9 protein-coding genes are annotated in these 13,685 nt (G+C 66.6%); all 9 read left to right on the forward strand.

Annotated features, from left to right (window positions below; translation table 11 throughout):
* The first annotated feature begins 25 nt into the window (after positions 1-25).
* Entirely contained in the window at positions 26-1,669 is a 1,644-nt protein-coding gene (locus ON29_RS33675; protein ID WP_051174967.1) for a WXG100-like domain-containing protein, read from the forward strand.
* A 528-nt stretch (positions 1,670-2,197) separates the two neighbouring features.
* Positions 2,198-3,958, forward strand: coding sequence for a type VII secretion AAA-ATPase EccA (gene eccA / locus ON29_RS07605; protein ID WP_040865457.1), 1,761 nt, complete (start codon positions 2,198-2,200; stop codon positions 3,956-3,958).
* A 122-nt stretch (positions 3,959-4,080) separates the two neighbouring features.
* Positions 4,081-5,616, forward strand: a complete 1,536-nt coding sequence (eccB, locus tag ON29_RS07610; RefSeq protein WP_245548855.1) for a type VII secretion protein EccB — start codon at positions 4,081-4,083, stop codon at positions 5,614-5,616.
* Entirely contained in the window at positions 5,616-9,620 is a 4,005-nt protein-coding gene (gene eccCa, locus ON29_RS07615) for a type VII secretion protein EccCa (protein ID WP_051174968.1), read from the forward strand. The genes eccB and eccCa overlap by 1 nt, the downstream gene beginning before the upstream one ends.
* 395 nt (positions 9,621-10,015) lie before the next feature.
* Positions 10,016-10,324, forward strand: coding sequence for a WXG100 family type VII secretion target (locus tag ON29_RS07620; RefSeq protein ID WP_040865459.1), 309 nt, complete (start codon positions 10,016-10,018; stop codon positions 10,322-10,324).
* A gap of 42 nt (positions 10,325-10,366) precedes the next feature.
* Positions 10,367-10,672, forward strand: a complete 306-nt coding sequence (locus ON29_RS07625) for a hypothetical protein (RefSeq protein ID WP_040865460.1) — start codon at positions 10,367-10,369, stop codon at positions 10,670-10,672.
* Between the two features lie 388 nt (positions 10,673-11,060).
* A complete protein-coding gene (locus ON29_RS07630) occupies positions 11,061-11,378 on the forward strand; it encodes a hypothetical protein (RefSeq protein WP_217999105.1) in 318 nt (105 codons plus the stop codon).
* A gap of 29 nt (positions 11,379-11,407) precedes the next feature.
* Positions 11,408-12,781, forward strand: a complete 1,374-nt coding sequence (locus ON29_RS07635; protein WP_083863294.1) for a PPE domain-containing protein — start codon at positions 11,408-11,410, stop codon at positions 12,779-12,781.
* A 67-nt stretch (positions 12,782-12,848) separates the two neighbouring features.
* Positions 12,849-13,658 (forward strand): ESX secretion-associated protein EspG, encoded by an 810-nt coding sequence (locus ON29_RS07640; RefSeq protein ID WP_281032519.1) that lies wholly within the window; start codon positions 12,849-12,851, stop codon positions 13,656-13,658.
* Positions 13,659-13,685 lie beyond the last annotated feature (27 nt).

Below are 13,685 nucleotides of genomic sequence, written 5' to 3' on the forward strand. Positions count from 1 at the left end.
CGATGATCGGGGAGGAGAGCGCAGCGTGGCTATAGACATCCCCAGCGAGGTCGCGCTCTTCCTCAACATCTGCGGCGTCCCGTACCCGGACATCAACGAGGACGACGTACGCGCCCTCGCCGGGCATGTGCGCACCTTCGCCGAGCAGGTGCAGGGCACGCACGACTCGGCGACCGGCGTGATAGACCAGATGGGGGCGTTCTACTCGGGGGAGTCCTACCAGCAGCTCGTCGCCACGTGGGCGACCATGAGTTCGACCCACATGCGGCAACTCGAGAGTGCGTGCAAGCTCGTGGGGCAGGCACTCGAGGTGGCGGCGACGGTGATCACCGCGGTGAAGGTGGCCGTACTGGCCGAACTCGCCGCCCTGGCCGCGACCTACGCCTCGATCATGATCACACCGCCGCTCGCTCCCTCCGCGCCGCTGGTCGCCGCCGCGGCGCGCAAGCTGTGCGAGCAGATGGCGCAGTACCTGATCGGCTACATCGTCGCCGAAGTCATCGGCAAGGCGATCGAACCGCTGGAGCAGGCCATCGATGACATGGTCAAGGGGATCGTCTACGACGCCACCCGCGACGCGCTCGACATCCCGTCGTCGGGCAAACCCCCTCCGCTGCGCATCGACCCGGACGCCGTGCAGCATTTCGCGAAAGTGCTCGACGATCACGCCGACGACATCATGCGGCACGCGGCGACGTTCGCGGAGAATGTCGCGACACTCGACTTCACGACATCGACCCCGTTCGATGACGCGGTGCCGCCCACCGTGACGGCCGACGGCTCTCCCCCCGGACCCGTACCGACTCCGGAGCAATTGATTCGGCGGCACGGCGAACAGCCCGAGGCACGCTTCGGCCCCGCCGCTGCTGCGGCGCCGACCGTCCTCGACAGACACGGAACCGGTGATGCGCGCGTCCCTGCCGCGATGCGCGAGGCCGCGCACCCCGCAGCGGCCGGGGAACGAGCGGCCGATCGAAACGGAGACGGAGGCGGCGCGGGTGCGCCGGACCGGACCGGCGACCGGTCGGCCGCACCCGCCGGGACCGGACCTCGTGATCCTGGCTCAAATCCCGCGAAGATGTCGCCGGTCGCCGGCGTCGCGCCGAACGACGCGAACCCGAACGCGGACCGGGCGGCAGAAGTCGCGAGCCCCCGTGCCGTATCCGCGCGGGACGCCGCGGACGCCGCGAAGGCGGCCGCCCACGATGTGGCGCCCGAGATTCCGGGCCGGGGAGCGTTCGATTCCGAGGTTCGCCCGGTCGGCTCCGAGTCGGGCGTTGCCGCAGCGGCCGTCGACGTGCCCCCGCTCGACACGCGCGCCCCCGACAGTGCCGAGATGGGAGGTCCGCTGACCGGCGCGCCGGCCACTCCTTGGGGACGCGCGGCGCAACCGCCGGTCGCGTCGGATCCTGTTCCGAAGCCGGCACATCCCGTGAAGGTTGCGCCGAAAGTACGTCGGCCCGCGACCACTCCGTGGGCCAGGAAGCGCCGGACGCGGGAGGCTCCCGCCGTGGTGCAGGCGCCGTCCACGAGGTCGCCGCTGCGTTCGGTGCCGGAAAAGGGTTCCGAAGGAAACGGAGCGGTGAGCGCCGGTGTCGCCGACGCGCCCCCGGCACCCTCGCGGGTAACGGCTCCGGCGTCCGATCGCATCGACCCGCCCGCTCCCTGACCGGAAATGCCCGTGACGCAGAAAAACCCATTCCCAGATGCGGGAATGGGTTGCTGAGTCCGAAGGTTGGCAGTGGTAGACGTAGACCATCGAGGCTGCGGCTCTGGTGTCCAACCCCCACAACGGCCGGTGGCCTGCCGGTGCCACCGGCCGTTGCTTTTGGGTTCAGATCGTCGGGATGAGGGACCGGCGATCTGTGTTCAGACAGTACCCTCTTCTGTCGGAACGTTCAATAGCGTGCACCTAAATAGCGGCAAGAATTTTGCGGAAGCCCTGTGACCTGCTGCGCGGCGGCTGGGGGACCGGATCGCGGCTGGCCAGCCGCCGCCGAAGGGGTCGTCTGCAGGCGGATGATTGCCGACCCCGAGGTAAACATACCGTTAACTGACGGCACGTTCAAAATTGGCATGTGGGGGCGGCGGCGAGCGGCGCCTCCAGTCTTCCCATCATTGGGAAGTTGCCGAGTCCGGAGCGTGACCGCCGGAATCTATCGTTCGAGCAGGCTAGATCGGCGGAAGGGAAGTCCGAGTGTCAGCGGCCGAGGACGCGTTCTACACGGGTGTTCAGAATCTTGGGTTGGTCGCCGGTGGCGTGCGCAACGAGCAGCATGCGGCGGCGGCGTTTCGGGCCGCCACCGATCTCGACCCGGACATGTGCGACGCCTGGCTGGGGCGCGCCATGGCGGGGGAGGTCACCTCGGAGGTGATCTACGGCGCCTACCGCTCGGTGCACAATCTCTACCGCGACCAGCAGCGGGCCGGGCTGGTCGATCGCGCGCTGTGGTGCCAGGTCGAGATCGGCATGTACGGACTGCGCGTCGCCATGGCCGACCGCGACCAGATCGCCATAGCGCAGGCGTGCTCGTATGCCGAAGGCGGTGAATGGCAGGAAGCCGCGGCGATTCTCGACGAGGTCCCCCGCGACGACGTCTCCGACTTCGTGCGCATGTCGCTGTACTTCCGGACCAAGCAGTGGCCGGAGGTGCTCTCCCTGCGCACCGCGCGACCGTCACTGGAGGACGGCCTCCTCGACATCGCCGCCGAATTGATGACCGCCCAGTCGCTGGCGCACCTGGGCCGCTTCGGCGAGGCCATGCCGCGCGCGCAGCGGATCGTGGAGGACAGTTCCTCGGGCAGTCTGTCCTACATCTGGGCCGACGCGCACTTCCTGCTCGGCATGCTGATGCGGCACAACGGTGATCACGACGCCGCCGAGAAGGTCCTCAAGGGGCTCCAGGGTTCGGCGCTGTGGCCCGAGCGCGAGGAATGGCAGCGCGCGGTGCGGGACAAGTCGTACCGATTCGAGGTCGCCACCGCGGAACTCATCGCGTCCCGGACCAACAGGTGGGACCCGAAGACGGGTGATGATCCGCGCGAGGCGGCCGCCACCGCGGCGCGGGCGGAGCGCGAGAGTCTCCTCACCGAGGCCTCGGACCTGTTGCAGGCGCAGATCGGCATGGATTCGGTCAAGGAACAGGTCGACCGGCTCAAGTCCGGCGTGCTGATGGACCAGGTGCGCGCCAAGCGCGGGCTCGCCGTGGATTCGAAGTCGCAGCACCTGATCTTCTCGGGTCCGCCCGGTACCGGCAAGACGACCATCGCCCGCGTGATCGCCAAGATCTTCGCCGGCCTGGGTGTCGTGGAGAACGCCGACGTGATCGAGGTGTCCCGCAACGACATGGTCGGCACGCACCTGGGCCATACGGCGCCCAAGACCAACGCGCTGATCGACTCGGCGCTCGGCGGTGTGCTCTTCATCGACGAGGCGTACACGCTGATCCAGGAGGGTCTTTCCGGCGGCGACGCGTTCGGTAAGGAAGCGGTGGACACGCTGCTGGCGCGGATGGAGAACGATCGGGACAAACTCGTGGTGATCATCGCCGGATACGAGGACCAGATCGACCGGTTCCTCGCGTCCAACGACGGCCTCGCCTCGCGATTCACCAAGCGCATCCGTTTCGCCAGCTACGGCGCCGACGAGTTGGTGCAGATCGCCGAGCACATCGCGCGCAACAAGGACTCCATCCTGTCCGAGCAGGCACGCGAGGTGCTGCGCCTGCGCTGCGAGGAGTTGGCGGGGCAGACCAAGAACGGACGGCGGCTGATCGATCTGGCCGGTAACGGCCGGTTCGTGCGCAACGTGATCGAGGCCGCCGAAGCCGAGCGTGACTACCGCTTCACCAGGGAGAACGCCGACATCGCCGCGATGACCGACGAAGAGCTCATGACGATCGACGCGTTCGACGTCAGCGCGGCGCTGGAGGGCTTGGCGCCGAGCACGCGAGTGTGAGGCGTCCGCTGATCCGATTCCCAGAGTTGGGAATAGGGGTCGTATTCATGCTGTGACCGCTGGTTACGGTGTGGTTGGCAGGGCGGCGGAAGGAACGGGAACCGGTGGCGCGCTTCCGGGTTGTGACGAAACACCAGATTTCCGGCTGGCGTTTTCTGCTGCGCCGGATAGAGCATGCGCTGGTCCGTCGAGACGCGTCGATGATCGATGATCCGCAACGTGGTCGCTCGACCGCCTTGTCCATCGGCATCGCGCTCGCGTGCGTGCTCATCGCGGGTGCCGCCGTGCTGGCCTTCTTCAAACCCGCCAAGAAGGTCGGGGACTCGAAGATCGTGGCGGAGAAGGACACCGGCGCGCTGTTCGTGCGGTTGAACAACCGGCTGTTCCCGGCACTGAATCTCACCTCGGCACGGCTGATCGTCGGTTCTCCCGACAAGCCCGTGCAGGTCTCGCGCGATGAGCTGTCGAAGTACCCGCGCGGGCCGTGGGTCGGCATTCCCGGTGCGCCCGGCAGCATCGTCGACACCGACGAGAGGGATTCGTCGTGGACGGTCTGTGACACGGCGCGAACCGGTGCGGCCGCGCCGGTCAACCCCTCGACCGGCCTGCCGACCTTGAGCCGCTCCGCGGTGCGGACCACGGCCATCGGTGGTCCGCTGACCGTGGACGGCGACGCCAACCGCCCGCTGGGTGACGGTGAGGCCCGTCTGCTGCGCGACGACACCACGACCTGGCTGGTGTACGGCGATGCCGAGAAGGGCGTGGTGCGCGCCGCGATCGACCTCGCGAGCACCGCGGTGGCCATGGCGCTCGGCATCGATTCGACCGCTCCGGTGATGGCGGCTTCCAAGGGCCTGGTCAACGCGATTCCGGAAGCGCCTCCGCTGCGAGTGCCCGACGTGCCGGGCAAGGGCGAGTCGATCACGCTGAACAACGGATTCACCACGCCGGTCGGGTCGGTACTCACCGTGTCGGCGCCGGATCAGGGGGCTTCGTACTATCTCGTCTCGCAGACCGGGCTGGTGCGGATCAGCTCCGTGCTGGCGGCGATGGTCCGGAACGCGGACTCGCAAGGTTCGGTGTCCACCCGCGCGGTAGGGCCAGACGTGATCGCGTCGAATCTGCGCCCCGGACAGTGGCCCGGCACCGCGTCCTACCCGGTCCGTCCGATTCGCCTGGTCGATCCCGAACGGTCCGGCGTGACCTGCTTGCACTGGGCGCGCACCGGAAGCGATCCGAACGCGATGACGGAACTGTTGGTGGGCAGGCAATTACCGCTCACGAAAGACGAGCAGGGGCGCGCGGTGGACCTGGTGACCTCCGCCGCGTCGCGCGGCACCACCGCCGACGCGGCGTACCTGCCGAGAGACACCGGCCGTTTCGTGCAGGTGACCGGCGCCGAAGCGGGGTCTCCGCTGCGGGAATCGCTCTACTGGGTCTCCGACAGCGGCGTCCGCTACGGCATCATCGCCGATCCGAGCAGCAGCGGCGGTACCGATCCCTCCCTGATCGCCCTCGGGCTGCGGGCTCCGGTCCCGGCGCCGTGGAGCATCATCTCCCTGTTCGCGGTCGGACCTGCTCTGTCCCAGAAGGAAGCGCGCATTCAACACGACGGAATTCCGAACAACAAGATCGTTGCCGGGCTGGGTGGTTCGTAGTGACCAGCACTCGCCGATTCGTCCGGCCCGCCCGGACGGTGCGCGGTCCGAAGGCCCCCGCCGTGACCGAGTTGCGGTTGCAGCCGCCGACCGAGCTGCCCAAACCGGTTCCGGCATCGCGGCTTCGGATGATCATGCCCGTGGTCATGGTGGCGGCCATGTGCGGGATGATGGTCATGATGTTCCGCGGCGGCGGAACCATGAACCCGATGATGCTGATGTTCCCGGCCATGATGCTGGTGTCGATGTTCGGCATGATGGGCGGCGCGCTCGGGGGCAACTCCGGCGGCGCGGCGAGCCTCAACGAGGAACGCAAGGACTACCTGCGCAGCCTCACCGACAACCGTAAGACGGTGCACGCGGCGGAAGCCGAACTGTATGCCTTCCTGCGCTACACCCATCCCGGCCCCGACGAGATCGCCCGGCTGATCGGCGGCAAGCGGATGTGGGAGGTGCAGGTCGCGAGTCCGCAGTTCCTGCGGGTGCGAGTCGGCCGTGGGCGCATCGCCAACCAGGTGCGCGTCATCGTTCCCGAAGCCGCGCCCACCTCCGATCTGGACCCGGTCGGCGTCGTCGAACTGACCCGTTTCGCCAAGGCGTACTCCACGGTCGGCGGCATGCCCGTCGCGATCAATCTGCTGTCCGCGCCGCAGGTCGGCATCGACGGTGACCCGCAACTGGTCACCGGCTTGATCCGCGCGATGATCGCCGAAGTCGCGGTGCTACACGGTCCGGACCAGGTGGCCGTCGCGGCAGTGCTGTCGGATCCGGACGCGCCGGAATGGGCGTGGCTGAAATGGCTGCCGCACACCCAGCATCCGAACGAGACCGACGCCATCGGCTCCAGCCGGATGGTGTACCGCACCGTCGCGGAGCTGCGTACCAAGGTGCTCGCGGGGCTCAATCGCGGTCCGTTCTCGGCGAATTCGCAACCCACTCTGGATCGCACGCACTACCTGCTGATCGTCGACGTCGCCGGACCCGCGAGCGACCGCGACATCTCCGGCATCGATGGGTGCACGTGGCTGCGGCTGGGGGCCTCGGAGCAGAATCTCCCGCGCGCGCTGCGCTTCACCGTCACCGAGGACCGCTCGCTGAACGAGGTGTCCCCGCGCGGGGTGCGGCGGGTCGGAGTGGCCGATTCGCTGTCCGTGGCGTCCATGACGTCGATGGCGCGCAGTCTTTCGCCGTACCGGTTGTCGACCGTCGTGGAGGCGGTGGCCGCCGAGCAGGCCAGCGGCGGTACGTCTTGGGAGGAGATGGTCGGCGTCGCCGACCCCGGCGCTATTCGCGTCGAGCAAGTGTGGATCCGGCGGCGCGACGAGGACCGGGCACGTCTCAACATTCCGTTCGGTCACGACCCGGCCGGCGGTGTCGTCTATCTCGATATCAAGGAATCGGCCGAAGAAGGCATGGGCCCGCACGGCATGTGCATCGGCGCGACCGGATCGGGTAAGTCCGAATTCCTCCGTACGCTGGTGCTTTCGGCGGTGGCGACACATTCCCCTGATGTCTTGAACCTGCTTCTCGTCGACTTCAAAGGCGGCGCGACCTTCCTCGGATTCGACCGGCTGTCGCACGTGACGGCCGTGGTGACGAACATGGAAGAGGAAGCCGACCTCGTCACCCGTATGGAAGACGTCATCAACGGCGAAATGGCGCGGCGGCAACGCATTCTGCGTGACGCCGGCAATTTCGCCAGCGTCGCCGACTACGAGCGCGCCAGAGAGCAGGGTGCGGATCTGCGGCCGTTGCCAACGCTGCTGATCATCCTCGACGAATTCGCCGAATTGCTCGAGCAGTACCCGAACTTCTCGAAGCTCTTCGTAGCTATCGGCCGACTGGGTCGATCGCTGCGCATCCACCTGCTGCTCGCGTCGCAGAAAGTGCCGGCCAACCGGATGGGTGAGCTGGAAGCGCACCTTTCCTACCGCATCGCGCTGCGCACCAATCAGACCAGTGACTCCCGCGACGCGATCGGCACCGCGGACGCCTATCACCTGCCGAAGAAGCCGGGTGCGGGTTATCTGCGGGTCGGCTCCGGCGACCTCCAGCGGTTCCAGGCCGCGTACGTGGGCGAGAAATACTCTCCCCCCGCGCAGGTGTCGGCGGCCTCCGCGCAACGCGCGCGACGGCCCGGTGGCGGATACCGGCCGCCGCAACGCTTCACCGCCGGGCATATCGCCGACACTCGGCCCGCGGTGGTCGAGCCTGTGGTCGTCCAGGAAGCGACCGAGGCCGCCGACGGCGAGTCGATCACCGTGATGGAAGCGGTGTTGCAGCAACTGGCCCGGCACGGAAATCCCGCTCACAAGATGTGGCTGCCGCCGCTGGTCACGCCGCCCACCTTGGAGCGGATGATTCGCGCCGTGCCCCAGGGAGCGTTGCAGATGCCGTTGGCGCTGGTGGACAAGCCGCGTCAACAGCGTCAGGACGTCTGGTCGGTCGACATGTCCGGTGGTGGCGGCCACATGGCCATCGTCGGCGGTACGCAGTCCGGCAAATCGACGGCGCTGCAGTCGTTCATCCTGTCCGCGGCGCTGACTCATACTCCCGAACAGGTGCAGTTCTACTGCCTGGACTTCTCCGGCGGCGGCTTGTCGGCGTTGGCGAATCTCCCGCACGTCGGATCGGTCGCCGCGGCCAGGGACGGCGACCGCATCCGGCGCACGATCGCGTTGGTGACGAACCTGCTCGAGAGCAGGCAGTCGCTGTTCGCCGAATTCGGTATCGACACCATCCGGAAGTTCCGCACGGTGCGTGACGGGCCGGGTGGGGCGCCCTGGCTCGACCGTGATCCCTACGGTGATGTCTTCTTGGTGATCGACGGATGGGACGTCGGGTTCGGTACGAACGGCCCGTACTACGACGAGTACACCCCGGTGATGGAATCCCTCGCCCTGCAGGGTTTGAACTACGGCATTCACTTGGTGGTGAGCAGTTCACGCTGGATCGCTATTCGCCCCGCGATCAAGGACCTGATGCAGACTCGCCTCGAGATGCGTCTGGGCGACCTGGCCGACACGACCTTCAATGTCCACCGCGCTGTGGTCGCGGCGATCCCCGCCAATCGGCCTGGGCGCTGCATCTCGACCGACGGCCTGCACATGCTGACGGCGTTACCACGTATCGACGGGGTGGGAGAATCGGATTCGGCCGCAGAGGGCCTCGCCGCCGCGACCGCCGAAGTCGCTCAACGCTATACAGACCGGCGGGCGCCGCAGGTCAAACTGCTTCCTCCACGCGTTGGCATGGACGAAGTGCGCATCGGTTGGCCGGCGCCGCAAACGCTCGCTCAGCGTCTGATCGTGCCCTTCGGTCTCCGGGAATCCGATCTGCGGCCCGCGACGATCGATTTCAGTGTCTCGACGCACTTCATCGTGCTCGGCTCGACCGGGTCCGGCAAGTCCACCACCTTGGCCGCGATGCTGGAGTCCATCCGGCGCCAGTTCGACCCCTCGCAGGCCCGCGTGCTGCTGATCGACTACCGCAGGCGGCATCTGGAGACGGTGCCGCAGGAAATGCTCATCGGGCACGTGACCAACGAACGCGACGTGCGCGATGCGCTACCGGCGCTGGTGGAGAAGATGCGTTCGCGGCGCCCACCGGAGAACGTGACCCCTCGGCAGCTCGCGGAGCGGTCGTGGTGGACCGGGCCGGAGGTCTTCGTCGTGATCGACGACTATCACATGATCGCGCAGCGTGGCGCGCTGAACCCCCTGGAACCGTTGAAGGACATCATCGTCGATGGCCGCGACACCGGCTTGCACGTGATCGCCGCCCGTAATATCGCCCAGGCGGATACCGCGCTCTACGACAACGTGATCGGGCAGATGAAGAACCTCAACTCCTCGGGACTGATCATGGACGGCTCGAAGCTCGACGGTGTGCTGATCGGTGACGTCCGAGCTGCCAAACAACCGCCCGGCCGGGGAATCTTGGTGGAGCCCATGAACTCTCGCCGGGATCTCGTCCAGGTGGCCTGGGTACCCCAGCAGATCTGACTTCGAGCGTCCATCCCAAGGTTGGGAATAAATTACCGTTTTCCTTAGCAGCCGCTCGTTCCGAGCTGGTAGTCGCGTTCGATTGGAGTCTCACCATGGCACTCCCGGATCTCGGCAACGCGCCGCCGGAGGTGTGTCGGCACAGGTCTGCCCGTGCGACGCCATCGCGAATGAGGCGGACGCCACCGGAACGACAGGAAATCCGAGATCCAGCGGCGGTGTTCGTTCCCGGAGGAAGCCAGGAGGTGCCGGTACTGGAGAAACCCCCTGTAATCGGTGTGGTCGATGACGTCGATGGCCCGACCCGGGCATCGACGATTCCGACGCACACGCTGTCAACGTCCTCGGCGAATCCGTCCGAGGCAAGGTAAACGCCTTATAGGATAGGAACAGATATGCCCATCGGCTACACCGGCGACCCGTCCGAAATCAATGCCGCCGCCAAGAAGTTTCACCACCATGCTGATACCTTCAAGAACCATCAGGGTATTCTCGATGGCATCAAGCAGGAATACGCGCCCGCCGTTCAGGGCGCGACCGGAAATGCCATCCAGGCGGCGCTGCAGGGTGCCCTCGACAAGGGCTCGAAGCTGCACGCGACCTTCATGGAAATCGTCGACGTGCTGAATTCCTCCGGCGCGAACTTCGACAGCCAGGACCAGGAGAACGCGTCGCAGGTCAACAAATACAACCTCAATTTCTGATGCCGGATCTGCGGCAGAAACAATAGCGAAAGGTTTCGGAAAATGGCTTTGAAGAACGATTACGATGCCGTCGAGGGCCTGACAGTCCGCACCGACGCGGTGCTCAACACCATGATGCTCGACGCGGGTGAGCGGGATACGCTGGCCAAGCTGCTCGCGGAGAACTTCCAGGGTGACGCCGGTACCTCGAACGGCGACCTGCAGGCTCGGGTCAAGCAGCAGATCGACCAGTACAACGAGGCACTGACTCAGCTGAAGTCGGCCACCAAGGCCGTCTCCGGCATCGACGGGCAGTTCCGCGTGGTCGACACTGGTCAGGCCATGCGTTTCTCGCAGATCGGGCTGTGACGACGCCGGTTCGGATCGCGATCCCGGTTCGAGCGGATCGTCCTGTGAGACACGAGCCGGCCCGGTGACGGTCGATCGAACTCGGTCGCGGCGCCCGCGTTGTGCCGGTGCCGCGGCCGATCGGAAATCCGATGCAATCGCCCTCGACGAGTCCGTTCGCGGACATCGTCGAGGGCGATCGCATTTCAGGGATGTCGTTGGCAGGGCCGGCGATTCGTGTCACGTGACGTTCGGTCGGCGTGCGGAAGAGGGTCTTCCATGGGCGCCGACGAGGCGGCTCGAGCTCGATGGATGTGGTTCGAATCGCTATCTCCACTGTTGGGAATAGCTTAACGTTCTGATTGCACCGCTCGATGCGAGCACGGCGCCCTTTCGTTAGGAGCTCTCCATGTACTTCAGTCTCACTCCAGGGCAACTTCCCGCTATCGCCGCGCAAATGAGCACCGGAACCACGGATCTAGCCGGGACGATGGTCGCGTCCGCGGCGGGTAGTGTGCCGCTTCCGCCGGGCTGCGACGACGTGAGCAGACGGATCACCGAGGCATTCTTCGGCTTCGCCACCAACCTCTTCGACAAGACGACGCAGGGAGTGGGGCATCGCATCAACGCCGAGCCGCACCTGCCCGAGGTGGACGCCTGCTACTGCGCGGCGGATGCCGCTGGTGACAGTCAGATCTCCGCCAAACGTGTAGCGTTCGGCGAGTAGCCGGAGCCGGTCGAGCGAAGGCCGATGCCATGGTCGATTACCTTGCGTTGCCACCGGAAGTGAATATCGCCCGGCTGCTGTCCGGGCCCGGCGTATTCGCGCTGGACACCGCCGCGGCCGCCTACACGGAGTTGGCCGCGGCACTGGCCGCCGCCGCGAGCGGGACGGACGGCTCCACCACCATGATGGGCGGGGCATGGCAAGGGCCGTCGTCTGATCGCGCTCAAGCGGCGTTCCGTCAGCACGCCGGCTGGTTGCACAGACAGGCCGCGGTGGCGGCGGATGCCGCGAAGTCCGTAGCGGAGCTGGGAGCGATTTTCGGCAGCGCGTCGGAAGCCATGACCGGGGTGGAGGCGTGGCTCGCGGAATGGTATGCGAAGCAAGCCGCTCTCGCCGCAGCCAGCACGACGCAACTGGCTCCGCTCACGCTGGCGGCGATGGCGCTGAGTGAACTCGAGTATCTGGCCATCACAGCGGCGGCAGCAGCGGTGATGCTCGGCTACGACGGGGCGGCCACCGCCGTGCTGGCCGGGTTGCCGACGCCGGAAGTGCCCATGCCGATCGTCAACGGTGGTGGTCCGATCCCCGATGGAACGACGTACAACTTCGTTTCGCCGGAGATCAAGAACCCGCTGGACAACGACACCCACACGATTCAGAACGACGTGGGGAATCATCAGACCGGTGATCCGGGCGGTGATCCGGCCAAGACCAACCCGGATCCCACCGATCCCAAACCGACTGATCCCACACAAACCACGGATCCCACACAACCGGCGGACACCACGCAGCCGGTGGACACCACCCAACCGACCGAGCAGTTGCCCGATATGGACAACCCATCGTCGCTGTCGGATTCGCTCGGCAATTCCTCGCTGGACGGCTCCGGTACCGGTTCGATGGACCAGCAGGGCTTGATCGGAGCATCGCAGGATTCGACGACGCTGGCCGGGCTGTACGGTGGTTCGGGCAGCATGGTCGCGCTGAGCATGACGCGCGGCGGGCTGAGTGCCCTGCCCGGCGCTGCGAGTGGTTTCCGGATGCCGTCCAACTGGTCCCTGGGCCGCGGCACCGCGTTCGGCGCCTCGCCGAATCCGACGGGCGGCGGGGCGGGTTCGCGTCCGACCGCACCTCGCGGAGCGACCGCGCCGAAGGCGCAGATGCGCCGGCGCAGGCGCGACGAGGACCGCGAGAAGTCGAAGGTGTTCGTACCCGGCGAACCGCAAGATGTTCCTGTCCTCGAGCAACCCCCGGTCATCGGCGTCATCGAATACGGCGACGCCGACCGTCGAGACGAACTCGAAGAGCTCGAAGAGTCGGACAACGAGCAGTTGCTCCTGGTCGGTGTCATCGGGAGCGATGTCGACGAGTCGGCGACCGCAGACCCGGAACCCGCGCGGTGAGGTCCACCGTGGTCGAGTTCCAGTCCAAGGAGAGGAGGCTCGTCCCCTGGAAGCGGATCCGGTAGCGATCGATCTCAATGTCGATGCCGCTCTTCTGTTGAAAGAATTGGTCGGCATCGACTCGTATCCTCCGGTGCTGGCGCTGCTGCCGAATATCTATCGGCCCGAGGATCGAGAACGGGTACACGCCGTCGTCGCGCAGGAACTCACCGAGGTGGGCGTCATCGACGGTGACAGGGTGCACCCGGTGGTCGAGCATTGGCTGCGGTGCCTGTACCGGCCGGACATGGAACTGGTGGCCAGGATCCTGGCCACCGGAGTGGACGGGGAACCGCAAGGAATGCTGCGGTTTTCGCTGGTGCGCAGCGGCGACACGCACGTACTCGCCCTGCGCTGCGACGACAACGTGGTCATCCAGACGATGTATCAGGACGGTCAGAATCTGGACACGGTGACGGCCGCGCTGACCGCCGCGCTCGGTCCCGCGGAGGCATTGCGGTTCACGCCGATGACCACCACGGTCGAGCAGCTTCGCGAGGTACCGTCGGAACCGGACGAGCGACGACAGGCGTTGCTGGAGTTGGGTGCCCAGCCGCACACCGCGACGGTGCTCACCAGGGCGCTGGACGAGGTGGCGCGCCGGGCCGAGATCCTGGTGATCGAGCACCGGGACGGCAGCCCGCCCGAGACCGATGTGTCGGTGACCGTGCTCGACACGCTGTCGGGGCGGCTGATCGTTACCCCGAGCAGGGCGATGGATGGAGAGATATGGTCCACGTTCGCCCCCGGCGACGATGCGGCCTTGCGGTCGGGCATCGGGGCGCTCATCGACCTGTTACCCGGTCGAAGTTGGTTCGACACCAGCAGACTGAACTGAACGTCGGACCGTGGTTGTGGAGAGGAC

The organism is Nocardia exalbida NBRC 100660 (assembly GCF_000308575.1).
Classification (GTDB): Bacteria; Actinomycetota; Actinomycetes; order Mycobacteriales; family Mycobacteriaceae; genus Nocardia; species Nocardia exalbida.

What these genes read in the sequence shown, in the direction of transcription:
- ON29_RS07620 (WP_040865459.1), top strand. Translation starts at nt 10,016, where the DNA reads ATGCCCATCGGCTACACCGGCGACCCGTCCGAAATCAATGCCGCCGCC.
- ON29_RS07625 (WP_040865460.1), top strand. Translation starts at nt 10,367, where the DNA reads ATGGCTTTGAAGAACGATTACGATGCCGTCGAGGGCCTGACAGTCCGC.
- ON29_RS07630 (WP_217999105.1), top strand. Translation starts at nt 11,061, where the DNA reads ATGTACTTCAGTCTCACTCCAGGGCAACTTCCCGCTATCGCCGCGCAA.
- ON29_RS07635 (WP_083863294.1), top strand. Translation starts at nt 11,408, where the DNA reads ATGGTCGATTACCTTGCGTTGCCACCGGAAGTGAATATCGCCCGGCTG.